The following is a 22,659-nucleotide window of genomic DNA, read 5'->3' as shown; positions in this document are numbered from 1 at the left end:
GACTTGTGAGCGAAACAGTCACTCCCACTGACGATGCCGTACCGGCATCTGGCGAGACCGTCAACGCGACGCCTCCACCTGCCCCGACTCCGGAAAAGCCCCGGCGTGGCAGTGCCGGGCTGGCTCTGCTGGCATTGCTTGTAGGCGCTGCCGGCCTGGCGGCCGGTGGCTGGAGCCTCTGGCAGACACGGACCCTGCATGAGCAGGATCATGCCCAGCTGGCTCAGCTTGAAGATGCCCGTAGCCTGACGCGTCAGGTCGAGCAGCGTGAGCAGGCCCTGGCCGCTCAGCTGGAAAAACTGCCCAATGCAGAAGATTTCGAAAGCCGCCGCCGGCTGATGAGCCAGCTGCAGGCCGACCAGCAGCACCTGGCCCAGCAATTCAATGAAGTGGTTGGGCAGAGCCGGCAAGTCTGGCGCCTGACCGAGGCCGAGCACCTGATGCGCATGGCCACGCTGCGCCTGACAGCGCTGCAGGATGTGCCCAGCGCGCAAAACCTGCTCCAGGCGGTCGATGAGATTCTCAAGTCGCAGAACGATCCGGGCGCCTTTGCCGTGCGCCAACAGCTGGCGAACAGTCAGCAGGCGCTGCGCCAGCTGCCGGATCTGGACCGCACCGGCCTGTTCGTTCAGCTGTCCGCTTTGCGAGATCAGGTACAAACGCTTGAGCCGCTGCCGCCGCGCTTTGTGCATCCCGAAGGGGATCAGCCCGGTGTCCAGGCCAGCGAGGAAAGCACGAACCGCTTCGTGCGTGCCTGGCAGCGTCTGCGCGAGCGTGTTTCCGGCTACTTCCGGATCGATTTTTCGGCGGACAAACCCATCAAGCCGCTGCTGGCTGAGGAAAGCCTGGCCCAGGTCCGCCTGGCCATGAACCTGGCCCTTGAGCAAGCTCAGTGGGGAGCACTCAATGGCAACCAGGCGGTCTACCAGCGTGCGCTGACCCAGGCGCAAGGCGTTCTTGAGGCTCACTTCAATAGCCAGAACGCTGAAAGCCGCGCGGTTCGTGAGACCTTGAGCGAGCTGGCGGACAAGCCTGTAACGCTCAATCCACCGGATCTCAGCCCGACGCTGTCGGCTCTTCAGGCGTATATCGCCCGCCGTCAGCAACCTGAATCGACTACTTCTGCCCAGCCTGCACCCCCGGCTGCGTCGCCTGCCCAGGAGGAGCAACTGTGAAACGATTGACCCTGCTGTTCCTATTTGCCGTACTGGTTGCCCTCGGGGTAGCCGTCATCATGGCGGATGAGCCAGGCTATGTGCTGTTCTCCTACAACAGCTTCCGTTACGAATCGAGCTTCTGGGGGTTCCTCGCCCTGATCGTAGCGGCCGTGATCGTCCTGTACCTGTTGCGGCTGGCCTTGTCGGCCCTTGGCGTTTCGGGCCGAGTGGTCAATCCCTGGTCGCGTTACAACAAGCAACGCCGTGTCGCCCAGGCCGCTCATCGTGGTCAGCTGGAGCTGGCTGAAGGTGACTGGTCGTCAGCGCTCAAGCACCTGAAGACTGCAGCGGAAAGCGATGCACACCCGCTGACTCACTATCTGGGTGCCGCCCGGGCTGCCAACGAGATGGGTCAGTACGAAGAAAGCGACGCGCTTCTGCAGAAGGCCCGAGAGCGCGAGCCCCATGCCGATGTGGCCATCGGTCTGACTCAGACTCAATTGCAGATCCATCGGGCGCAGTATTCCGAGGCACTGGCAAGCCTGGCGCCTTTGCATGCAAAGTATCCCAAGCATCCCTACGTACTCTCACTGATGCAGCGCCTGTATGTGACCACGCGTGATTGGCCGGCACTGATCGGCCTGTTGCCGGAGTTGCGCAAACAGCGGGTTCTGGGCGAATCGGAATTAAGTGATCTTGAGCGCCGCGCCTGGTTGGCCTCGCTGGATGAGGTTAGCCCCATTGGCGATGAGGCACCTACACAGGCAATAGCGCGCCAATGGCAGCAGGTGCCCAGCGCGCTGAAAAGCGACGTGGAAATCGCCCATGCCTACGCGGCTCGTTTGCATGAGCTGAACCGAGAGGATGATGCCGAGGACGTACTGCGTGCTGCCATCAAGCGTAATTACGACGACCGGTTGGTCCGTCTGTATGGCTACATCAAGAGCCGTGACCCGGCCAAACAGCTGCAGTTGGCCGAGGGCTGGCTACGTAACCGTCCAAACGACCCCGTTCTGTTGCTGACGCTGGGCCGTCTGTGTCAGACCAACCAGCTCTGGGGTAAGGCGCGGGATTATCTCGAGGCCAGCCTGAGCGCCCAGCGCACACCCGAGGCCTGCGGTGAATTGGCGCGTCTTCTGACCCATCTGGGCGAGACGGATCGCAGCAACCAATTGCTGCTGGAAAGCACCGGCAGCCGCCCGACTCCTCCGGCGCTGCGGGCCTGAGAGGTGTTTATGCAGGGTCTGGTGCGGTTCTTCACGCCAGACCCTTTATCCCTCTTGCAGCACCTCTCATCCGCCCTACCGCGTATAAGCTGCTTTACTTCGCTTGAAAGGCCGCAACGCTTTCACTACCGTAGCGACCTCTATTTCTTTTGGAGCCGTCCTGCTCGTGACTAGCCCGCGTTTTATTTTTTCGCTGATCGCTATTGCTTGCGCCGTGCTCATGGCCGCCGGCCTTTACCTTGAGCACGTCCTCGGCCTTGAACCCTGCCCGCTCTGTATCGTCCAGCGGATATTCTTCATCATCGCCGGCATCCTGGCGTTCATCGCGGCCCTGCATAATCCGGCTACCCGCGGCCAGCGTGTCTATGCGGTCCTGATCTTTCTGTCCTCGGCCCTGGGCGCTGCGACCGCCGGTCGGCAAGTGTGGCTGCAGACATTACCGGCCGACCAGCTGCCTGCCTGCTTGCCCAGCCTGGATTACATGATGCAGGCCCTGCCATTCCAGGACGTTGTGCGCCTGGTTCTGCATGGCACGGCCGATTGCGCCGAAGTGAACTGGACATTGTTTGGCATGAGCGTGCCGGAGTGGAGCCTGCTGGCCTTTACCGGCTTTATTCTGCTTTCGATCTATCAGTTCTTCCGCCGCTCCCGTGGTGTCATTGTCCGATAATCGGAATGCCGTTCAGCAGGTCGCAGGGGTTGCAGTCGATCACTGAACGGCACTACTCTGCTTCGACGGTGTCCGAACAGTCTCTGGTTGGATTAACCGGGTCGAACGCCTTACGACGAAGACCGTCGGGGCTATTGTTTCGCCGCTGAGGAAGAGTTCGTCATGCTTGAACGTTGCCGAAATGCACAAGAACGTTGGGGTGGGGTGCACCAGATGATCGATCGCTGGTTGCAGGAACGTCAAAAACTGGTAACGGCATATCAAGCCCTGCAGCTAGAGCCTCAGTTGGCTCCGATGGTAAACCAAAAGGGCCTTGAGCAGCTGTGCGATCTGCTCGTGGACTATGTATCGGCAGGGCACTTCGAAATCTATGAGCAACTGATGAACGAGGCAAAGGCCTTTGATGATCAGCGTGCCATGGAATTTGCCCATACCGTTTATCCACGCCTGCAGGCCTTGACCGAGGCTGCCCTGAATTTCAATGACCGTTGCGACAGTGGCGACTGCCATGAGCCGGCTCGCCTGCTGGTTGAGCTGCAGCAACTGGGCAAACTGCTCGATGAGCGCTTCGAGCTTGAAGACTGCCTGATCGAAGTGCTGCACAATTCGCATCAGCTGCAGCCAATGTCCACGCCCGGCGTGGCCGCGTCTCAACAGCCGGTCTATTGAGTGACGCGCTGATCGATGCACATGAAAAACCCCGCCCAGGCGGGGTTTTTTGTGCCCGATGGATTAGCAGAATTCTGCCGGGTCCGGGCCCAGGCGCTTGCCTTCATCCAGAGCGGCGATCTTTTGCATGTCATCGCTGTCGAGGCTGAAGTCGAAAATATCGGCATTTTCGCGGATACGTTCGGGATTGGTGGATTTGGGAAAAATGATTGAACCAAGCTCGACATGCCAGCGCAGGATGACTTGGGCAGGCGTCTTGCCATGCTTTTTCGCCAGTTCCTGGAACAAGGGATGCTTGAGCAGCTCGCCGCCCTGAGCGAGCGGACTCCAGGCTTCGGTCAGGATATTCTTCTGACGGTTCACTTCGCGCAGGTCATTTTGCTGTAGCAGCGGATGAACTTCGATCTGGTTCACCACTGGGGTTACACCAGTCTCCAGAATGATCTGCTCCAGATCTTCCTGGCGGAAGTTGGATACGCCTACCGAGCGAACGCGACCCTCTTCACGCAGGCGCAGGAACGCTTTCCAGGTATCCAGAAACTTGCCAGCCTTGGGGCAGGGCCAGTGAATGAGGTAGAGGTCTACGTAGTCCAGCTTGAGCTTGGACAGGCTCTCGTCAAAGGCCTTGAGGGTTTCGTCGAAGCCCTGGCGCTCGTTCCACAGCTTGGTTGTCACGAAGAGTTCGCTGCGGTCGATGCCGGATTCGGCGATGCCCTGGCCTACGCCTTCCTCGTTGTTATAGGCAGCCGCTGTATCGATGTGGCGGTAGCCCATTTCGAGGGCTGAGCGGATCAGCTGGGGCGCTTCTTCGTTCGGGGTTTTCCAAGTGCCCAGGCCGAACTGGGGAATATGGTGACCGTCATTGAGTTGAAGGCTCGGAATCGAGGACATGATTACTCCTGTGTTGAGGTGAAGGGAGTCGTATATTTCCGGCGGTATCGGTGATACGACCGGGGAGGAGCCGTTTCTATCCCGGCGCGTTACGAACGGGCTCGGGAGCATTGGGCAGGCGCGCCTCCAACGCTTGGGCCAGATAGCGGACAAAGACCTTGATACGGCGAGGCACGTGCCGGCGGTACGGGTAGACCGCGTAGATGTCGGCACGGGGTGCCTCGTACGCGGTCAGCAGCGGCAGCAGGGCGCCCGAGGCGAGGTGCTCATGGACATCCCACCAGGAGCGCAGGATCAGGCCATGGCCGTCCAGCGCCCATTGCAGGGCAACTTCTCCATCATTGCTCGACAGGCTGCCGCTGACCTTGTGAGCGTACTCACGTCCCTCCTTATGGAAACGCCAGATAGCGTAGTCGCTGCCATCCTGGCGCAGCACGATGCAGTTATGTGCACTCAGCTCGGATACCTCATGGGGCGTACCGGCGCGGCTCAGATAGGCTGGAGAGGCACAGAGCAGGCGCGGATTGCCCAGCAGGCGATGGCCGACCAGGCGTGAGTCCGGCGGCTCGCCCATGCGAATACCGATATCCATGCCCTGGTCCAGCAGGCTGAGCGGCTGGCTGGTCAGCTCAAGGGATAGCTCGACATCAGGGTACTCCTGGGCAAAGCGGGACAGGACAGGGGCGAGGTGGCGTCGCCCAAAGCCAAAGGTTGCGTTGATTCTGAGCTGCCCGCGCAAGGTCTGGCGTTGGTTGCCCAAGGCGCTTTCTAACTCCTCCAGCTGCTGGAGAATCGGCCGGGCGCCCTCCAGGTACAGCTCGCCTTCTGCCGTCAGGTCAAGCCGTCTCGTCGTGCGTTGTACCAGCTGAACACCCAGGCGCTGTTCCAGCTGCGTCAGTCGCTTGCTTACTGCAGGGAGTGACAGCCCCAGCTCACGCGCCACGGCGGTAAGGCTGCCCCGTGTGGCGACGCGCTGGAAAAAGCTGAGGTCATCGATGGCGGACATGCAATTCTTTACCTGAATTCAATAATGGCTTTCTTCAAAGGCGAATTGTGTGGATCGGAGGAGTGAATAACACTGGCCGGACTGTGTATCAACTACAAGAGGATTCGCCCATGAGCACGCCCTGTTACCGGATTGCAGTCATTCCCGGCGATGGCATCGGCAAGGAAGTCATGCCTGAGGGCATTCGGGTCATGGATGCCGCTGCAAAGGCATTCAACCTGACGCTGCAATGGGACTGGTTTGATTTTGCCTGTGCGGATTACTACGTGAAGCACGGCAAGATGATGCCGGACAACTGGTTCGAACGGCTCAAGGGCTACGACGCGATTTACTTTGGCGCGGTGGGCTGGCCCGAGGTGGTTCCTGATCATGTCTCCTTGTGGGAGTCGCTGCTGAAATTCCGCCGTGACTTCGACCAGTACGTGAACCTGCGCCCCTGCCGCCTGATGCCGGGCGTGAGAAGCCCGCTGGCCAACCGCAAGCCGGGTGATATCGATTTCTATGTGGTGCGCGAGAATACCGAAGGCGAATACTCCAGCATCGGCGGCAAGATGTTTGCCGGCACCGAGCGCGAAGTGGTCATGCAGGAAACGGTCATGAGCCGTATCGGGGTCGATCGCATCCTCAAGTTCGCCTTTGAGCTGGCGCAGCGGCGTCCGAAGAAACACCTGACCTCGGCCACCAAATCCAACGGCATTTCCATCACCATGCCTTACTGGGACGAGCGGGTGGAAGCCATGGCGGCAGGCTATCCAGAGGTCAAGATCGACAAATACCACATCGATATCCTGACGGCGAACTTTGTGCTGCATCCGGACTGGTTCGACGTCGTCGTGGCAAGCAATCTGTTCGGGGACATTCTTTCCGACCTTGGCCCGGCCTGCACGGGTACGATCGGTATTGCGCCTTCGGCCAACATCAATCCGGACCGCCGCTTCCCCAGCCTGTTCGAGCCCGTCCATGGCTCGGCGCCGGACATTGCAGGCCAGGGGATTGCCAATCCCATCGGACAGATCTGGTGCGGCGCGATGATGCTGGAGCACCTGGGCCACCATGACGCCGGCGCGGCAGTACTGGCCGCCATCGAGACCGTCCTGGCAAAAGGTCCGGACAATGCACCGTTGACACGGGATATTGGCGGGATGGGAACGACCGAGGCGCTTGGCAAGGCCATTGCCGTGCAGTTCTGAAGCATCTCCTCTGGCTCAATAAAAAGCCCCGCCTAGGCGGGGCTTTTCAGGTCCAGTGACGCTTAAGCCCGTCGGGGCAGGGTAAAGCTGAGCAGGAAGAGCGCTGCGGCCGAGACCACGATGGAGGGGCCGGCAGGCGTGTCCTGATACCACGACAGCGATAGGCCCAGGCACACCGCAATGATCCCCAGCACACTGGCGCCAAAGGCCATTTGCTCGGGGCTGCGGGCATGGCGCTGCGCGGCAGCGGCGGGAATGATGAGCAGCGACGTGATCAGCAGGACGCCGACGATTTTCATCGCGACCGCAATCACGATGGCAATGAGCAGCATCAGGGCCATGCGGATGGCCGTGACCGGCAGGCCTTCCACCTGGGCCAATTCCTCGTGGACGGTAATGGCCAGCAGGGGGCGCCAGAGCGCGGCCAGCGCGGCCAGTACGATCACGCTGCCGATCAGAATCCACCACAGATCGCTCTGGCTGACGGCAAGCAGATCCCCAAAGAGATAGCTCATCAGGTCGATCCGTACGTCCTTCATGAAGGACAAAGCCACCAGGCCTAGCGACAAGGTGCTGTGGGACATGATGCCCAGCAGCGTATCGGCGGCCAGGCCCCGGCGGCGCTGGAGCAAGACCAGAAGGACAGCCAGAACGACGCAGCCAACGGTAACCGCCAGGGTCGGGCTGACATCGAGCAAAAAGCCCATTGCCACACCGAGCAGGGCTGCGTGGGAAAGGGTGTCGCCAAAATAGGCCATACGTCGCCAGACCACGAACGAGCCCAGCGGCCCGGCAACAACCGCCAATGCAAGCCCGGCGAGCAAGGCGTAAAGAAGAAAATCAGCCATGCTTGCAGTGTTCACCATGGACGTGGGGTTTCATCACGACGCCGCCATGCAGTTCATGGGCATGGTCGTGGTGATGGTGGTAGATCGCGAGGCTGCGCGCGTCCTGGCCGAACAGTTCGACAAAGGCCGGATCGCCGCTGACTTGCTCAGGATGGCCGGAGCAGCAGATGTGATGATTCAGGCAGACGACCTGATCAGTGGTGCTCATGACCAGATGCAGGTCATGGGAAACCATCAGCACGCCACAGCCGTAGCGGTTGCGTAATTGGGTAATGAGCCGATAGAGCTCCGCCTGACCGCTTACGTCCACGCCCTGGACCGGCTCGTCGAGCACCAGCAGCTCGGGCTTGCGCAAGAGCGCACGGGCCAGCAGCACGCGCTGCAACTCGCCTCCGGAAATGGTTTGCAAGGGGCTGTCGAGTAAGTGATCTGCACCTACCTCGGCCAGGGCGCTGGCGGCACTTGTACGGTCTACACCCGGCACGAGCCGCAGGAACCGCAGCACAGAGAGCGGAAGCGTTGCATCTACGTGCAGCTTTTGCGGCATGTAGCCAATCGTCAGGCGTGGCTGACGCCAGACGCTGCCGGTGTCCGGCTTGAGCAGACCCAGCACGGTGCGCACCAGTGTTGTCTTGCCGGCCCCGTTGGGCCCGATCAGCGTGACGATTTCGCCACGCGTGAGGGTCAGGTTTACCTGATCAAGAATGTTCTGCCCGGAAAAGCGCACGCCCACATCGGACAGCTGGATCAGCGCATCGCTCATTGAGCGTCCTGGCAGGCAGAGCAGAGGCCGATGACTTCGACCGTCTGGCCTTCGACCTTGAAGCCGACCGTGCCGGCACCTGCCTGAATAGCCTCATGAATGGCAGGCTGTTCAAGCTCGATCGCCACATGGCAATGGCGGCAAATCAGGAACTGACCCTGGTGGGCATGCCCTGGGTGATTACAGCCAATAAAGGCGTTCAGGGAGGCGATGCGGTGCACCAGGCCGTTTTCGAGGAGGAAATCCAGTGCACGATAAACGGTCGGCGGTGCAGCACGGCGGCCGTCCTGCTCGCTAAGGACCGCCAGGATGTCATAGGCCCCGAGCGGCTTGTGGCTTTGCCAGACCAGCTCCAGCACGCGGCGGCGCAGGTCGGTCAGGCGTACACCGGACTTCGTGCACAGCGATTCGGCCTCACCCAGCGCATGGGTGACGCAATGGGAATGGTCATGCGGGCGAGAAGCCAGAGGGATACTCGTCATTGAAATGAGCCGTTTGTGAATAGGGACGTTATTATATTGCAAACGTACTGCTTTGAGACCCTTCCGTGATCCGATCCCTGATTGCCGGCGCTCTGTTCGGCCTGACCGCTTTTGCAGCCTCGGCCTATGCCGAGGTCAACGTACTGACCAGCATCAAACCCCTACAGCTGATTGCCGCGGCGGTGCAAGAGGGCGTCGATACGCCCGACGTTCTGCTGCCGCCAGGCGCCTCCCCGCACAACTACGCCCTGCGGCCTTCCGACATACGGCGCATCCGCGAGGCGCAGCTGTTCTATTGGATAGGGCCGGACATGGAAGTCTTTCTCAAGGATGTGCTGCCCGGCCGGGACAAGCCCAGCGTCGCTATACAGGAGCTACCTGATCTGCACCTGCGGCGCTTCGTCAATTTCAGCGCCGAAGCAGATCACGAGCACGACCATGGCCATGACGAAGCTTTCGAGCACGACCATGACCATCGTCCCGGCTCCATCGATGCGCACCTGTGGCTCTCGCTGAACAACGCACGCGTGATCGCTGCCAGGATGGCGGCTGATCTTTCGGCCCAGGACAGTGCCAACGCCGACCGCTACAAGGCGAATCTGGCAGCCTTTAATCAGCGGCTCGACCGCCTCGATGGCCAGCTCAAGCAGGATCTGACGCCCTTGATCGGCAAGCCGTATTTCGTCTTCCATGAGGCCTTCGACTACCTCGAGGAAGCCTACGGCCTGTCACACCGTGGTGTATTTGCCATCAGTGGGGATGTGCAGCCGGGCGCCCGCCATGTTGCCGCAATGCGCGCCATGCTGAAGAGCGCCGGGCCCACCTGTGTCTTTACCGAGCCGCCGCTGCGCCCACGTCTGGCCGATACGCTAAGCCAGGGCCTGCCAGTCACGCTGTCCGAACTGGATCCGCTGGGCGCTGATGCGCCAGTCAATGCCTCCGGTTATGAGACGCTGCTGACCAACCTGACGGGCAAGCTGACGGATTGCCTGGGTAAAATTTAGGCAAAGGCGATTTTGACTAGCTGAGTCGTTGAGGCAGGGGCTTCGTACACAGGACGAAGCCCTCGAAGAGCTTACAGCGACAGGGGGAGTCGCAGCGCAACACTCTGGCGCTGGGCGAGACGGTGCTCGAACTCAGCAGGGTCGTGGATCAGCACATCCTGACCGGCAAAGGCCTTGGCGGCAATCAGGCGGGACAGCCAGAAGCGTACACAGGCAATCCGCAGCATAACCGGCCAGAGTTCGACTTCGAGCGGCGTGAAGCGGCGCTTGGCGGCATAGGCGGCCAGTAATGAGCGGGCGCGCGGCTCGTCGAGCGAGCCGTCTTCGCGGGAGCACCAGTCATTCACCGTGATGGCGAGGTCATAGAGCATCCAGCCTGAGCAGGCATTGTAGAAGTCGATTACGCCAGACAGGTGCGGCCCGTCGAACATCACGTTGTCGCGGAACAGGTCGGCATGGAGGTTGGCGCATGGCAGGCTGGGGTTTCGCTCCTGCAGCGCGCGAATCTCATCCAGTGTGTTATGCAACATCGCCTGGGCCGATTCGGGTAGCTCGTTTGCCAGTTGTGGGCCCTGCTCCAGCATCCAGGCAATACCCCGGTCGCTTGGGCGCTCGATAATTCGATCGCGTGTTGCCAAGTGAATGCAGGCCAGCAGCGAGCCGACTTCCTGGCAGTGATGAGGGTTCGGTGCGCGCTCATGCTTGCCCGGTAGCCGCGGCTGCAACAGGGCAGGCTTGCCCTTCAGGGTCCGTAGTCCGTCTCCCGCCTCGGTGCGCAGCGCATACGGCACTGGCAGATCGGCTTCATGCAGCACATCCAGGAGCTGGATGAAAAACGGCAGATCGGCTGCCGGACCGCGCTCGACCAGCGTTAGCACGAACTCGCCGCCTTCCAGGCTGATAAAGTAGTTGGTGTTCTCGGACCCTTCGGCAATACCGCGAAAGTCGCGCAGGCGGCCAAGGCCATAGTCTGCCAGGAAAGCTTCAAGCGTCGGGCGGTCGAGCGGGGTAAAGACGGACATGGGGTGAAGCTTTCCTCAAAGCGTCATGGACGAGAACGGCCTGCAAGCCGAAAAACGGCGGGCAGTTTACCGCCTGCTGCCGCCTGAGGAACAGCCACCCGTACCGACAGGGCCGAATAAAATCACCAGCGGAAGATTTCCCATTGGGGAATCAGCATGTCGGGCTGGTCCGAGCGGATGAAATTGCTGTCGCCATCGGCGCGCACCAGAAAATACGGCTTGCCGTGCTTGGGAGTGATTTTGATGGCATACAGAAAACCGTTCACGCGGTATTCCTGGATGGTCTTGTCGCCATCATGACGGATGGTCACGTCCGGCTCGGGCGAAGGGTCCTCCTGGGCCAGTACGGGTACGGTAGGGGCAGCTAAAAGACCGATGAGTAAAAGTCTGCTGAGCACTCGCATGGTAACCTTGTCCTTTTGAATAGGTCAGAGGAAATTCTACCTCTAGGCCTCGCGAAAAGGTTGATCTCGCTCATGAGCCAAGCGCCTCTCGTCCTGGTGGACGGTTCCTCCTATCTCTACCGTGCCTTCCATGCCCTGCCGCCGTTGATGACATCGACCGGCCGGCCGACCGGCGCCGTGAAAGGCGTCCTCAACATGCTGCTGTCCCTGCGCAGACAATACCCGGACAGCCCCTTTGCCGTAGTCTTCGATGCCAAGGGCCCAACGTTCCGCGATGAACTCTTCGCCGACTACAAGGCTCATCGCCCGGCCATGCCCGATGACCTGCGCAGTCAGGTCGAGCCGCTGCACGCCTGCATTCGTGCCCTGGGCCTGCCGCTGCTCAATGTGGAAGGCGTCGAGGCGGACGATGTGATCGGCACTCTGGCCCGGAGCTGCGCAGCTGCTTCTCGTCCGGTGGTGATTTCCACAGGCGACAAAGACATGGCCCAGCTGGTCTGCGAGCATGTCACGCTGGTCAACACCATGAGCGGCAGCGTGCTGGACGTCGAGGGCGTGAAGGAGAAGTTCGGTGTGGGACCTGAGCACATCATCGACTTCCTGGCACTCATGGGCGATAAGATCGACAACATTCCCGGCGTACCGGGCATTGGCGAGAAGACGGCCTGTGGCCTGCTCAACGGGATTGGCGGCGGCTTGGACGCGCTGTATGCCAATTTGGACAAGGTGGCTACGCTACCGATCCGCGGCGCCAAGTCGCTGGCGGCCAAGCTCGAGCAGCACCGCGATCAGGCGTATCTTTCCTATCAGCTGGCAACCATCAAGATCGATGTTCCGCTCGACGTGAAATTCGATGAACTGATGCCGGAGGAACCGCACCGCGAAGCGCTGATCGCCCTGTACAAGGAAATGGAATTCAAATCTTGGCTGGACGACCTGTTGCGGGAGGCCAAGGACAGCGGCGAGCCGCTGCCACTGGGTGAAAGCGAGCAGGCGACGCTGGAGCTCGATTACCAGACGGTCCTGACCCAGGACGAATTCGACGCCTGGCTGGAAAAGCTGAAGGCGGCCGACCTGTTTGCCCTGGACACCGAAACCAACAGCCTGGACGCTCATCAGGCGGATCTGGCCGGTATCTCGTTCGCGGTAACAGCAGGCGAGGCGGCCTATGTGCCGGTTGCGCACAATTACATGGGGGCACCCGCCCAGCTTGACCGTGACGCCGTACTGGCTGCGCTCAAGCCGCTACTGGAAGACGAGACCAAGCTCAAGGTCATGCAGCACGGCAAATACGACAAGAACGTTTTTGCCCGCTATGGCATCACCCTGCGCGGCATTGCCTTCGACACCATGCTCGAATCCTACGTGCTGGACGCTACCGCCACCCGTCATGACATGGACAGCCTGGCGCTCAAGTATCTGGGCCATAGCACCATCCGCTTCGAGGATATCGCTGGCAAAGGGGCCAAGCAGTTGACCTTTGACCAGATTGCCCTGGAACAGGCAGGCCCTTACGCCGCCGAAGATGCTGACGTTACCCTGCGCCTGCATCAGGCCCTCTGGCCCAAGCTGGAGGCCGTTCCGGCGCTGGCCAGCGTGCTGAAAGAGATCGAGATGCCACTGGTGCCGGTACTGGCGCGTATCGAGCAGAACGGGGCCTATGTGGACCGCGATCTGCTTGGCGTGCAGAGCCGCGAGCTGGGTGAAAAGATGATCGCGTTGGAAAAAGAGGCCTACGAATTGGCCGGGCAGGAGTTCAACCTGGGCTCGCCCAAGCAGCTCGGTGAGATCCTGTTTGTGAAGCTAGGCCTGCCGGTGGTATCCAAGACCGCGTCCGGCCAGCCGTCCACGGCCGAAGCCGTGTTGCAGGAATTGGCCGATCAGGATTATCCGCTGCCCAAGGTCATCATGCAGCACCGCTCGATGAGCAAGCTCAAGAGCACCTATACCGATAAGCTGCCCCAGCAGATCAACCCGCACACCGGGCGTATCCACACCTCTTATCATCAGGCGGTGACGGCGACGGGACGGCTGTCTTCGTCTGACCCGAACCTGCAGAATATCCCGATCCGCACCGCGGAAGGTCGCCGCATCCGTCAGGCCTTCATCGCGCCCAAAGGCTATAAGCTGATGGCGGCGGACTATTCGCAGATCGAGCTGCGCATCATGGCGCACCTGGCACAGGACGAAGGCCTGCTGCATGCGTTCCAGAACGATTTGGACGTGCACCGTGCCACGGCTGCCGAGGTCATGGGTGTGAGCCTGGACGAGGTAACCCATGAGCAGCGCCGCCGCGCCAAGGCGATCAACTTCGGCTTGATCTACGGCATGAGTTCGTTTGGCCTGGCCAAGCAGATCGGCGTGGATCGTAAGGAGGCCCAGGCCTATATCGACCGGTACTTCCTGCGCTACCCCGGGGTGTTGGCCTACATGGAGCGTACCCGAGCCCAGGTCGTGGATCAGGGCTATGTGGAAACGCTGTTTGGCCGCCGTCTGTACCTGCCGGATATTCACTCCAAGAACCAGAACATCCGTCGTGGTGCCGAACGTGCAGCGATCAACGCACCCATGCAGGGCACGGCGGCAGACATCATGAAGCGCGCCATGGTGCGTGTGGATGACTGGCTACAGCGTTCGGGTATTGATGCCCGCGTCATTTTGCAGGTACACGACGAACTGGTACTGGAAGTACGGGAAGATCTCGTCGAGACCGTCCGTGAAGAACTCTGCCCATTGATGAGTGGTGCGGCTGAACTGGACGTACCGCTGCTGGTGGAAGCAGGCGTTGGCTGTAACTGGGACGAGGCGCACTAAGAGGGCAACGCAGAAGGCTCCGCTGGGGCCTTTTGTAGCCTTTTATGGCGAAATAGTGGCTAAAAGGAGCGAATTGGCCAGCATCTTGAGGTTCAGGAATGAACCTTCGAAAAAATAACAAGCGGTTATGACATTTTTTCGATGAACGGAGAACTTTTGTGAAGCCGTTCTGTCTGATTTTGTGAATGGCTTGGAGAAGCCCTTCGATGCTCCTTTGCTGTTTAGTGTTGGCAGATTAACGGACCCCGCCCTAGCGGTCCGAACTTAAACCCCGATCTTTTCCCCTCCCCAATGAAGATCGGGGTTTTTTTTGCGTCCGGAAAAATGCGGCAGAGGTTTTTGCCTGAACAAGAGCGGTAGCGCTTCGATGGACATGTGCTGCCAGCCTATGGCGCACCCACAATTCAGTGCGCCATGCTCCTGTGCTTATTCCACGTCGCTGGCCGCTTCGTCCTCAAGCAGCCCCAGCCATTGAGCCAATACCTTGTGGGCTTCTTCGATCCCCTGACGCTTGGGAGCTGAGAACAGCTGTACGCTGGCGTTGTCGCCCCAGCCTTTCTTGATATCGCGCTGCACCTTGAGCAGTGCATTCTTGGCTGCGCCAAAAGCCAGCTTGTCGGCCTTGGTCAACAGAACATGGATCGGCATATGGCTTGCCTTGCCCCAGTCCAGCATCAGGAGGTCGAACTCGGTCAGCGGGTGGCGGATATCCATCAGCAAGACGATACCCACAAGGCTCTCACGGCTGCCCAGATAGGCTTCCAGGTGCTGCTGCCAGTGCTGTTTGAGCGGAATCGGGACCTTGGCATAGCCATAGCCAGGCAGGTCGACCAGACGTCGCTCCTCATCCAACTGGAAGAAGTTGAGCATCTGGGTACGGCCAGGGGTTTTGGAGGTACGGGCCAGGCTGGCATGGGTCAGGGTATTGAGCGCACTGGATTTGCCCGCGTTAGAGCGGCCGGCAAAGGCGACTTCGTAGCCAATATCCGGCGGGCACTGGTCCACCCGGGTGGCGCTAATCTGGTAGGTCGCTTGTTGGCAAAGGCCAATAATAGGGTTTTTGAACGTCATAGTAGGTCTCGATGGCGCCGCAGCGCTGCGACTCCCGCTTTCGCTCAGCGGAGCCGTCTCTATAGAATGATGCAGATTCTGTACGCATAGTATGCCTGGGGTCGAGCAGGCTGGCTTGCGTCCCGTACACAGGCGTAATGGATCGACGGATGAAAACACTGATGGTGAGCCTTTTGCTCACCCTGGGAATCAGCATGACGGCCCAGGCCGCAGGCGATGTTGCCGCCGGACAAAGCAAGTCGATGGTCTGTGGTGCCTGCCATGGTCCCGATGGTAACAGCCCTATACCCAGTTTTCCCAAGATTGCCGGTCAGGGCGAGCGCTATCTGATCAAACAGCTCCACGATATCAAGAGCGGCGCCCGGCCCGTGCCTGAAATGATGGCGTTCATGCCAGCCCTGAGCGATCAGGATATAGAAGACCTGGCGGCCTATTTTGCCTCGCAGAAGCCGGTGATCGGTGCCGCTGACCCTGCGCTTGTGGCTGCTGGCGAAGCGCTTTATCGAGGCGGACGTCTGGAAACGGGTCTGCCTGCCTGTACGGGCTGTCACGCGCCGGATGGTGTCGGCAATCGCCAGGCCGGTTTTCCATTGCTTTCGGGCCAGCACGCCGTTTATACCCTCAAGCAGTTGACCGCCTTTCGCGAAGGACAGCGTACCAATGATGGCGAAGCCATGATGATGCGCAGCATTGCCGGCAAGCTGTCTGACCAGGATATTTCAGCCTTGGCAACCTATATTGAAGGATTGCACTAGAGCTGTTTACGGTGCGTCCCCTTAGGTGGACGCGTTGAGAAGTTGAATCAAGCCTGAATGTCACGTTAAAAAGCGCCGCACCAGCCGTCATTTTGGTGGTTATGACCGCTACAATGGCAGACCCCGTCGCACGCTTCGATTGAAGCATGGCTTTATCCGGCGTGGCCTGCCTGCTGCGGGCTTCGCAGCATGGCCTTTCAGCCCAGGAGTAGATTAATGCGTAACCTGATTCTTACCGCTGTATTAGCCTTTTCCGGCCTGTTTGGTACGTTTGCCAACGCCCAGGAGATTGAGGCTGGCAAACAATACACGGAAATGAGCAACCCGGTCCCAGTGGCTACACCGGGCAAGATCGAAGTGGTCGAACTGTTCTGGTATGGCTGCCCGCACTGCTATGCCTTCGAGCCGACGTTGAATGCCTGGGCCAAGAAGCTGCCTGACGATGTGAGTTTCCGTCGCGTGCCGGCCATGTTTGGTGGTGTCTGGAACGTTCATGGCCAGCTGTTCGTGACGCTGGAAGCCATGGGCGTCGAGCAGAAGGTGCATGAGGCGATTTTTGCGACCATTCATAACGGCCAACAGAAGCTGGCCACTCCTGAGGAGATGGCGGACTTTCTGGCTAATCAGGGTGTTGATCGCGAGAAATTCCTGAGCACCTACAATTCCTTCGCCGTGAAGGGACAGGTCGAGAAGGACAAGAAACTGGCAATGGCCTACCAGATCAGCGGCGTTCCGACCATGGTCGTCAACGGTAAATACCGCTTTGACCTAGGTAGCGCAGGTGGTCCGGACCAGGCCCTGCAAGTGGCTGATTTCCTGATCCAGAAGGAACGCGCCGCCAAGTAATACCCTGCCGGGCCTGCCATTCTGGCGGGCCCTTCCAGGCGGCGCTGCTGGCTGAATCTTCCATGCTGCCCAACCAGCTGGCGCAGACCTGTCGCTATTTACAACCTGTATCACACTTCTGCTGTGTACGTTAAAGGCCGGGTTATTTCGGCCGTTACAACTGCCATGAACCTTATCGAAGCGATACAACCTGTGGCGTCTGCTAAAACATGCATAACGCTTTAGATTTACCCATGCTCTTTTCTCGGGGCCTGACATGAGCCAGGACGATCTCGAACGCTGGAAAAACAAGTACCTGGAGGTCGTCGAGCGCCAGGAAGAAGTGGAGGCGCGCTGGGAAGCGCGTCTTGACCTAGTACGCCGTGGCCTGACCCGCACCAGTATCGCAGCCGAAGGCAACGACAAGGCTGTGGATGAGTGTCTCCATGATCTGCGCAATATCCTGCGCCACGAGAACATGGACGACGAGCTCTCGCGCATGATTCCGCGTCTGGAGAAAACTGTACTCGAGTCGGAGCGTCGCCGTAGCGAGCGCGCCGAGCATGCGGCCAAGGCCTTTGCGGACCTGTCTCATATGCTGATGGCGCTACCGCTGCCTCGGGATATCCGCAAGTCGCTGAAGCGCTTTGCCAAGAAGGCGGCCAATTCAGCCGAGCAGCCAGGTGATTTCCCCAAACTGGTGATCGAGTTGAGCCGACTGCAGCGTCAGGCCCTGGAGGCTCAGGCCAATGCCCAGCCCCATAAGCCTGGTTTTCTGGAGCGGCTGCTGGGTAAGGGAAAGGAGGAGGCGCCTGTTATTGCCAAACCCGTACCGGCCCGGCATGACGAGGCGGATGACGAAGACGACCTGGATGACGAGCCGGCTTCGAGCGCTGCCGACCTGCCGGTGGTTGCGGAGCCCGCTAAGCCTGAGCAAGTCGTACTGCCCGTAGCAGAGGCGCCTCAGCCCTCGCCTATCACTGTGCCGATCGAGGGAGCCAGCTCTGCGGTCGAGCAGGAGCCGCTTGCCGAGCCTACTGCTCAGGCTGCGCCGATTGCTGCCATCGCACCGGATGTACCCAGCGAGACACCAGCCAGCATACCCGTTGAGGCTGAGGGCGATAAGCCTGAGGTCGCTGAGCCAGCAGAAACTGCTATTGAAACCGCTACTGTCGAAGACGAGAAGCCCGCCGAGCTAGAAGCCGCAGTAGAAGAGCCGTCTCAAGTCATGGAAAGTACTGAGGCCGAGCAGTCTAAAATGGCTATGGCTGAAGTTACGTCAGACGAGTCCCATTTTGATCTGCCACCACCGCCAGAGCCTGGATACAGCGCTATCGCTCCGCATATCGAGGCGACGCTGATTCATCTATTGGACGAGCTGCAGCTGCCGGATAGCCACAAACCGCAGGCTGAAGCCTTGCGCCAGCGCATGTTCGGACGGTTGAACTGGTATGAGCTGGTGCCGTTGCTGGATGACCTGTCGGGCCTGGTGCTTTCACTCAACGACCAAGGCCATCGCGAGTTCGAGGGCTATCTCAAGCAGCTCAATCAGCGCCTGGACAGCTTCCAGAATCATTTGCAGCAGGTCAACGAAGGCCATGACGAGGCTCGTGAGCAGGAGCGTTCCTTCAGCGAAGAGCTCCGTGAGCAGGTCAGTGACTTGCAGACTCATGTGCAGGAAGCCGCTGAGCCAGATAATGTGAAAAAGGCGCTGGAAAGCCGCTTGGATGGCATGCTGACTCATATGGAGCAGTATCAGCAGCAGCGTGAGGCGCGCGAGCTGGAAATGGCCGAGCGGCTGAAAACGCTTTCGGAGCGTGTGGTCAGCATGGAGCAGGAGGCCAACGACTATCGCTCCCACGTCGAAGAGCAGCGCAAGAAAGCCCTGACCGATCCGCTGACCGGACTGCCTAACCGTGCGGCCTGGACCGAGCGCCTGGATGCCGAGGTCTCGCTCTGGCAGCGTTACCATAACAGTCTGCTGCTGGCGGTGATCGACGTGGATCACTTCAAGCGGGTCAACGCTGATTTCGGCCATCTGGCGGGAGACAAGGTGCTCAAGATCATCGGTACCCAGTTGAGCAAGAAGCTACGGCGGACCGACTTTATTGCGCGCTTCGGTGGAGAGGAATTTGTCGTCCTGTTGCCTAACACGTCCATGGAGGAGGGCGAGCCCCTGATTCAGGCGTTACGTGCAGCCATTGAAGCCTGCCCGTTTCATTTCAAGGGCGAGCGCGTCACCATAACCTGCTCGGCCGGCCTCACGGCGTTCCAGACAGGCGAAGGCAGCAAGCAGGCTTTCGAACGTGCGGATCAGGCGCTTTACCGCGCCAAGCGCGGAGGGCGGAACCGAATCGAGCTGGCCTGATGGCCTGCCATACCCTACAAAAGTTGTCCGAGGTTCTTGCGTCATGCGTCTGCTACTGCCCTTGTTATTGCTCTTCAGCACCTTGCTCGCCGGTTGTGCCGGTGGGCTTCGCATCAATACGGACCACACGGCCAAGGATCAGGACAGCCGTGTGCAATACATCGTGCTGCACTACACCGCGTCGGACTCGCAACGCTCTCTGGCCATGCTGACCCATGGCGGTGTAAGCGCCCACTATATGATTGACCGGGACGGCACGATCTACCGGTTGGTCGACGAAAATCGCCGTGCCTGGCACGCCGGGGAGAGCGAGTGGGAAGGGCGGACCTGGCTCAACGCGACGTCCATCGGGATCGAGATGGTAAACCTGGGCTTCCGTGACACGCCCACAGGACGTCAGTGGTATACCTTCACGGAAGAGCAGATCAAGGCGCTTATCCCGCTACTCAAGGATATCCAGCAGCGTCACCACCTGGGGCCGAATGCCGTGATTGGCCATAGCGACATCGCACCGTCCCGCAAGCAGGACCCGGGCCCGATGTTCCCTTGGGCGCGTCTGGCCGCTGCCGGTATCATCAACTGGCCAACCCCGGCTACGGTCGCACAGCGGCAGGCCAGCCTGGGTGGCGTTCTCCCTCCGCCTGCGTGGTTCCAGCAGCAGCTGGCCCGTGTTGGTTATGCCGTACCGCAGACCGGCCTGCTGGATAAGGCGACCCGCGATGTGATTGCGGCCTTCCAGATGAAGTACCGCCCAGGTCGATTCGACGGTGAGCCGGATCTGCAGACGGCAGCCTTGCTGCTCAGCCTGCCAACGGGCCGTTAACCTCCCTTCGGGTTCGCGTCACGAACCTTGCCTAGCAGGCGCAGCAGCTGCGCCTGCTCATCGGCTTCAAGCGGTGCAAAGACAGCCTCCAACGCCTGCCGACGGGGTGCCTGCGCGAGCGTAAGCGCATGCCGGCCCGCATCAGTCAGGTACACCAGGACCGCCCGGCGGTCATCCGGGTGGGGCTCACGGCGAACCAGTCCGTCACGTTCCAGTGCATCAATGGCATCTGTCAGGGTGCGGGGCGCGTGCTTCAAATGTTCCGCAAGCACACCGGGGCGACAGGGGCCTAGCTTATCCAGAAGGCTCATGACCTTATAACGGGCAAACGAGAGCCCCGAGGCTTGCAGCGCGCTATCCAGATGCTGACGCATGCTGCGCTTGATGTCGTGCAGGGCTTCGGCAATTTCAAAAATGGTTGACATGGTGCATCACTTATCTTGAATATAGTGAGGAACCTCAATGAATGGGTCCTCTTTAATGGCTGCATCATTTCATAGCCGCACGGCAGATTCCAGTACACGTCACGTTTTTCAGCGCGTCCGCCATGAACTCAAACGTCGCTGGGCCCAGGTCGTACGCCGTGAAAGCCTGGGTGGCGATATGCTGCGCCTGACCTTTGGCGGCCCGGATCTCGCGGATTTCAACAGCCCGGCCTTCGATGACCATATCAAACTGTTTCTCCCAGCCGATGGGGCGCCTATCCGCAGCGTTCCGCTGGATAGACTTGTGGGCCGCCATTACACGCCGCGCCGCTATGACTCTGCTACCGGTGAACTCGACATCGACTTTTACCTGCACGAAACAGGTGTAGTCACCGCGTGGGCTGCCCAGGCCCAGCCGGGTGACGAGATCGTCATTGGCGGTCCCAGAGGCTCGATGCTTCCGCCCAGCGACTTTGACTGGTATCTGCTGGCTGGTGACGAAACGGCCCTGCCGGCCATGGCACGCCGTCTTGAGGAGCTGCCCGCCGACAAGACAGCTATTGCGCTGGTAGAGGTAGCCCGACCAGGCGGCGAAATCCCCTTGCCGAGTCAGGCGGCCGTGACGCTGATCTGGGTCTACCGTGAGACGACGAGTGATTCGCTGGCGGACTCGCTGGCGCGATTGCAACTGCCCGCAGGTGAAGGCTACGCCTGGATCGCCAGTGAAGCCGGTGCTGCCCGCGCCGCTCGGCAGGTGATGATCGAACAGCACGGACTGCCTCGCGAATGGGTCAAGGCAGCCGGCTACTGGAAGCGCGGCGAAAGCGATCAGCACGTGAAGCTTGAAGATTGAACACAACTACCTCTTCCTCAGCCCCGGCGGGCACTGATGGCCTGCCAACGCCCCGGCGCTATCAGGCCATTGCGGCGCTGCTAGCGGCCATCAGCATGACAGTTCTGGATTCGGGCATTGCCAATCTGGCGCTGCCTACCATTGCCCAGGCACTTGATGTTTCCGCCGCGCAGTCAGTCTGGATCGTCAGTGCCTATCAGCTGGCGCTGGTGGCCCTGCTGCTGCCCTTGGCAGCGTTGTCCGAGCGGATCAGTCTGCGCCGTGTATTCGGCGCCGGGGTCTGTCTGTTCAGCCTGGCGTCGCTCGGGTGTGCCCTGGCGCCGGATCTCTTCTGGCTGGTGCTGGCGCGAGCACTTCAGGGCATTGGGGCTGCTGCCATCATGTGTGTCAGCGCTGGCATCGTAAAGCTGACCTATCCCAGGCATCTGCTGGGACGGGGCATCGGTATCAATGCGCTTTGCGTTGCCCTGGGATCAGCCCTGGCACCCAGCCTGGGCGCCGGCATCCTGGCCCTGGGTGGATGGCCCTGGCTGTTTGCGATCAACCTGCCCATAGGACTGGCTGTCCTGATGCTGCTCAAGGCCTTGCCGGATAACCCACGGGCGCAGCGCCGTATCGATCCATTCAGCGCACTGCTCAATGTCGGCTTGTTCTGCGGTGCCATCGGTGGGCTTGAGCGACTGGCAGTAGAGCCCCTGCAAGGTGCTGTGCTATTGCTCGTGGCGGTCGGCTGCCTGTGTGGGTTGCTACGCCGTGAACGGGGTCAGACGGCGCCGCTGCTGCCGGTGGATCTGCTTGAACACTCAGCGTTCCGCCATGCGATCATGGCGTCTATCTGCTCGTTCGCTGCACAAATGCTGTGCTTTCTGGCTATTCCGTTTTACCTGCAGCATCAGCTGGGGCTCACACCGGTACACGTAGCATTGCTGATGCTGTCCTGGCCGCTGACGGTGGCCGTGGCCGCTCAGGTCGCCGGGCGTCTGGCGGATCGTTACCGCCCCCAGACACTGTGCATGCTGGGTGGATTGGGTATCGCCCTGGGATTGGGAATTACCGCGGTCTGGCCGCTGGCACAAGGGCAAGGCCCACTGGTGGCTTTCATGATCATCGGCGGGCTGGGCTTCGGCTTTTTTCAGGTGCCCAACAACCGGGTCATGCTGACGTCCACGCCGTCTTCCCGGACCGGAGCGACAGGAGGCATGCAGGCGACTGCACGGCAAACCGGCATGGCCCTGGGCGCCGCCGCGCTGGCCATCCTGCTGCATCTGTGGCCGGAGGGAGCGCCTCGTCTGGGATTGGCCCTGGCTTCGGCATTGGGTCTGCTGGCGGCCTGGATCAACTGGCACGTGCCCAAGGAAGACAAGGCATGAAAAAAGCCGCCCGGTGGGCGGCT

General features: G+C 60.3%; 22 protein-coding genes. 13 read left to right on the top strand and 9 right to left on the bottom strand.

The window, feature by feature from the left end:
* The first annotated feature begins 5 nt into the window (after positions 1-5).
* From B3729_RS04605 to rsd, 4 genes are all read left to right on the top strand, one after another.
* Complete coding sequence (locus B3729_RS04605) at positions 6-1,175, top strand: uroporphyrinogen-III C-methyltransferase (RefSeq protein ID WP_073450077.1); 1,170 nt, start codon at positions 6-8, stop codon at positions 1,173-1,175.
* Entirely contained in the window at positions 1,172-2,383 is a 1,212-nt protein-coding gene (locus tag B3729_RS04600) for a heme biosynthesis protein HemY (protein ID WP_219651460.1), read from the top strand. Before B3729_RS04605 ends, B3729_RS04600 begins: the two co-directional genes overlap by 4 nt.
* Before the next feature lie 160 nt (positions 2,384-2,543).
* On the top strand, positions 2,544-3,053 hold the full coding sequence (locus B3729_RS04595) for a disulfide bond formation protein B (RefSeq protein WP_037030661.1): 510 nt from the start codon (positions 2,544-2,546) through the stop codon (positions 3,051-3,053).
* Positions 3,054-3,215: 162 nt separating this feature from the next.
* Positions 3,216-3,722, top strand: a complete 507-nt coding sequence (gene rsd / locus B3729_RS04590; RefSeq protein ID WP_286787248.1) for a sigma D regulator — start codon at positions 3,216-3,218, stop codon at positions 3,720-3,722.
* 63 nt (positions 3,723-3,785) lie between these two features.
* Here rsd and B3729_RS04585 read toward each other — a convergent pair whose 3' ends face one another.
* Both B3729_RS04585 and B3729_RS04580 read right to left on the bottom strand, forming a co-directional pair.
* Positions 3,786-4,613: an aldo/keto reductase gene (locus B3729_RS04585; RefSeq protein ID WP_010796542.1), complete on the bottom strand. Its 828-nt coding sequence runs from the start codon at positions 4,611-4,613 to the stop codon at positions 3,786-3,788.
* Between the two features lie 76 nt (positions 4,614-4,689).
* The gene (locus B3729_RS04580) at positions 4,690-5,619 is read right to left on the bottom strand and encodes a LysR substrate-binding domain-containing protein (RefSeq protein ID WP_010796543.1); all 930 of its coding nucleotides are present in this window, start codon (positions 5,617-5,619) and stop codon (positions 4,690-4,692) included.
* A gap of 110 nt (positions 5,620-5,729) precedes the next feature.
* Between B3729_RS04580 and B3729_RS04575 the strand changes: the two genes are divergently transcribed.
* Complete coding sequence (locus tag B3729_RS04575; RefSeq protein ID WP_286787247.1) at positions 5,730-6,809, top strand: tartrate dehydrogenase; 1,080 nt, start codon at positions 5,730-5,732, stop codon at positions 6,807-6,809.
* Between the two features lie 62 nt (positions 6,810-6,871).
* Here B3729_RS04575 and znuB read toward each other — a convergent pair whose 3' ends face one another.
* From znuB to B3729_RS04560, 3 genes are read right to left on the bottom strand one after another with little or no spacing between them, the layout of a single operon-like run.
* Positions 6,872-7,657 (bottom strand): zinc ABC transporter permease subunit ZnuB, encoded by a 786-nt coding sequence (znuB, locus tag B3729_RS04570; RefSeq protein WP_037029903.1) that lies wholly within the window; start codon positions 7,655-7,657, stop codon positions 6,872-6,874.
* Positions 7,650-8,420, bottom strand: coding sequence for a zinc ABC transporter ATP-binding protein ZnuC (gene znuC, locus B3729_RS04565; RefSeq protein ID WP_010796546.1), 771 nt, complete (start codon positions 8,418-8,420; stop codon positions 7,650-7,652). Before znuC ends, znuB begins: the two co-directional genes overlap by 8 nt.
* Positions 8,417-8,902 carry a Fur family transcriptional regulator gene (locus B3729_RS04560; protein WP_010796547.1) on the bottom strand — a complete coding sequence of 162 codons (486 nt, stop codon included), beginning with the start codon at positions 8,900-8,902 and terminating at the stop codon, positions 8,417-8,419. The genes znuC and B3729_RS04560 overlap by 4 nt, the downstream gene beginning before the upstream one ends.
* A 68-nt stretch (positions 8,903-8,970) precedes the next feature.
* On the opposite strand from B3729_RS04560, the gene B3729_RS04555 reads away from it, so the two are divergent.
* On the top strand, positions 8,971-9,906 hold the full coding sequence (locus tag B3729_RS04555; RefSeq protein WP_286787357.1) for a zinc ABC transporter substrate-binding protein: 936 nt from the start codon (positions 8,971-8,973) through the stop codon (positions 9,904-9,906).
* A gap of 71 nt (positions 9,907-9,977) precedes the next feature.
* Here the strand turns inward: B3729_RS04555 and B3729_RS04550 are convergent, their stop codons facing one another.
* Together B3729_RS04550 and B3729_RS04545 are read right to left on the bottom strand one after the other, a co-directional pair.
* Positions 9,978-10,928, bottom strand: coding sequence for a homoserine kinase (locus B3729_RS04550; protein WP_286787246.1), 951 nt, complete (start codon positions 10,926-10,928; stop codon positions 9,978-9,980).
* Positions 10,929-11,050: 122 nt separating this feature from the next.
* Complete coding sequence (locus tag B3729_RS04545) at positions 11,051-11,332, bottom strand: DUF2782 domain-containing protein (RefSeq protein WP_010796550.1); 282 nt, start codon at positions 11,330-11,332, stop codon at positions 11,051-11,053.
* Positions 11,333-11,404: 72 nt separating this feature from the next.
* On the opposite strand from B3729_RS04545, the gene polA reads away from it, so the two are divergent.
* Entirely contained in the window at positions 11,405-14,146 is a 2,742-nt protein-coding gene (gene polA / locus B3729_RS04540; protein WP_286787245.1) for a DNA polymerase I, read from the top strand.
* Between the two features lie 426 nt (positions 14,147-14,572).
* Here the strand turns inward: polA and yihA are convergent, their stop codons facing one another.
* Positions 14,573-15,217 carry a ribosome biogenesis GTP-binding protein YihA/YsxC gene (gene yihA / locus B3729_RS04535; RefSeq protein ID WP_074821308.1) on the bottom strand — a complete coding sequence of 215 codons (645 nt, stop codon included), beginning with the start codon at positions 15,215-15,217 and terminating at the stop codon, positions 14,573-14,575.
* 149 nt (positions 15,218-15,366) lie between these two features.
* Here yihA and B3729_RS04530 point away from each other — a divergent pair, with 149 nt between their 5' ends.
* The 4 genes from B3729_RS04530 (at position 15,367) to B3729_RS04515 (ending at position 19,988) form a co-directional block, all read left to right on the top strand.
* The gene (locus tag B3729_RS04530) at positions 15,367-15,972 is read left to right on the top strand and encodes a c-type cytochrome (RefSeq protein WP_286787244.1); all 606 of its coding nucleotides are present in this window, start codon (positions 15,367-15,369) and stop codon (positions 15,970-15,972) included.
* A 216-nt stretch (positions 15,973-16,188) separates the two neighbouring features.
* Positions 16,189-16,818, top strand: coding sequence for a thiol:disulfide interchange protein DsbA/DsbL (locus tag B3729_RS04525; protein WP_010796554.1), 630 nt, complete (start codon positions 16,189-16,191; stop codon positions 16,816-16,818).
* Between the two features lie 256 nt (positions 16,819-17,074).
* Positions 17,075-19,165, top strand: a complete 2,091-nt coding sequence (locus tag B3729_RS04520) for a GGDEF domain-containing protein (protein ID WP_286787243.1) — start codon at positions 17,075-17,077, stop codon at positions 19,163-19,165.
* 43 nt (positions 19,166-19,208) lie between these two features.
* Positions 19,209-19,988, top strand: coding sequence for an N-acetylmuramoyl-L-alanine amidase (locus B3729_RS04515; RefSeq protein ID WP_286787242.1), 780 nt, complete (start codon positions 19,209-19,211; stop codon positions 19,986-19,988).
* Here B3729_RS04515 and B3729_RS04510 read toward each other — a convergent pair.
* Complete coding sequence (locus B3729_RS04510; RefSeq protein WP_286787239.1) at positions 19,985-20,413, bottom strand: MarR family winged helix-turn-helix transcriptional regulator; 429 nt, start codon at positions 20,411-20,413, stop codon at positions 19,985-19,987. The genes B3729_RS04515 and B3729_RS04510 overlap by 4 nt on opposite strands.
* A gap of 37 nt (positions 20,414-20,450) precedes the next feature.
* Between B3729_RS04510 and B3729_RS04505 the strand changes: the two genes are divergently transcribed.
* Both B3729_RS04505 and B3729_RS04500 read left to right on the top strand, forming a co-directional pair.
* The gene (locus B3729_RS04505) at positions 20,451-21,266 is read left to right on the top strand and encodes a siderophore-interacting protein (RefSeq protein WP_286787238.1); all 816 of its coding nucleotides are present in this window, start codon (positions 20,451-20,453) and stop codon (positions 21,264-21,266) included.
* The gene (locus B3729_RS04500) at positions 21,263-22,636 is read left to right on the top strand and encodes an MFS transporter (RefSeq protein ID WP_286787237.1); all 1,374 of its coding nucleotides are present in this window, start codon (positions 21,263-21,265) and stop codon (positions 22,634-22,636) included. The genes B3729_RS04505 and B3729_RS04500 overlap by 4 nt, the downstream gene beginning before the upstream one ends.
* Positions 22,637-22,659: the final 23 nt, after the last annotated feature.

Source organism: Pseudomonas sp. UBA3149 (assembly GCF_002364655.1).
Taxonomy (GTDB): domain Bacteria; phylum Pseudomonadota; class Gammaproteobacteria; order Pseudomonadales; family Pseudomonadaceae; genus Chryseomonas; species Chryseomonas luteola.
This window is presented reverse-complemented; position numbering and strand designations above follow the sequence as displayed.

Coding starts and splice junctions, on each gene's coding strand:
- rsd (WP_286787248.1), top strand. CDS start 3,216: ATGCTTGAACGTTGCCGAAATGCACAAGAACGTTGGGGTGGGGTGCAC.
- B3729_RS04585 (WP_010796542.1), bottom strand. CDS start 4,613: ATGTCCTCGATTCCGAGCCTTCAACTCAATGACGGTCACCATATTCCC.
- B3729_RS04580 (WP_010796543.1), bottom strand. CDS start 5,619: ATGTCCGCCATCGATGACCTCAGCTTTTTCCAGCGCGTCGCCACACGG.
- B3729_RS04575 (WP_286787247.1), top strand. CDS start 5,730: ATGAGCACGCCCTGTTACCGGATTGCAGTCATTCCCGGCGATGGCATC.
- znuB (WP_037029903.1), bottom strand. CDS start 7,657: ATGGCTGATTTTCTTCTTTACGCCTTGCTCGCCGGGCTTGCATTGGCG.
- znuC (WP_010796546.1), bottom strand. CDS start 8,420: ATGAGCGATGCGCTGATCCAGCTGTCCGATGTGGGCGTGCGCTTTTCC.
- B3729_RS04560 (WP_010796547.1), bottom strand. CDS start 8,902: ATGACGAGTATCCCTCTGGCTTCTCGCCCGCATGACCATTCCCATTGC.
- B3729_RS04550 (WP_286787246.1), bottom strand. CDS start 10,928: ATGTCCGTCTTTACCCCGCTCGACCGCCCGACGCTTGAAGCTTTCCTG.
- B3729_RS04545 (WP_010796550.1), bottom strand. CDS start 11,332: ATGCGAGTGCTCAGCAGACTTTTACTCATCGGTCTTTTAGCTGCCCCT.
- polA (WP_286787245.1), top strand. CDS start 11,405: ATGAGCCAAGCGCCTCTCGTCCTGGTGGACGGTTCCTCCTATCTCTAC.
- yihA (WP_074821308.1), bottom strand. CDS start 15,217: ATGACGTTCAAAAACCCTATTATTGGCCTTTGCCAACAAGCGACCTAC.
- B3729_RS04530 (WP_286787244.1), top strand. CDS start 15,367: ATGAAAACACTGATGGTGAGCCTTTTGCTCACCCTGGGAATCAGCATG.
- B3729_RS04525 (WP_010796554.1), top strand. CDS start 16,189: ATGCGTAACCTGATTCTTACCGCTGTATTAGCCTTTTCCGGCCTGTTT.
- B3729_RS04520 (WP_286787243.1), top strand. CDS start 17,075: ATGAGCCAGGACGATCTCGAACGCTGGAAAAACAAGTACCTGGAGGTC.
- B3729_RS04515 (WP_286787242.1), top strand. CDS start 19,209: ATGCGTCTGCTACTGCCCTTGTTATTGCTCTTCAGCACCTTGCTCGCC.
- B3729_RS04510 (WP_286787239.1), bottom strand. CDS start 20,413: ATGTCAACCATTTTTGAAATTGCCGAAGCCCTGCACGACATCAAGCGC.
- B3729_RS04505 (WP_286787238.1), top strand. CDS start 20,451: ATGAATGGGTCCTCTTTAATGGCTGCATCATTTCATAGCCGCACGGCA.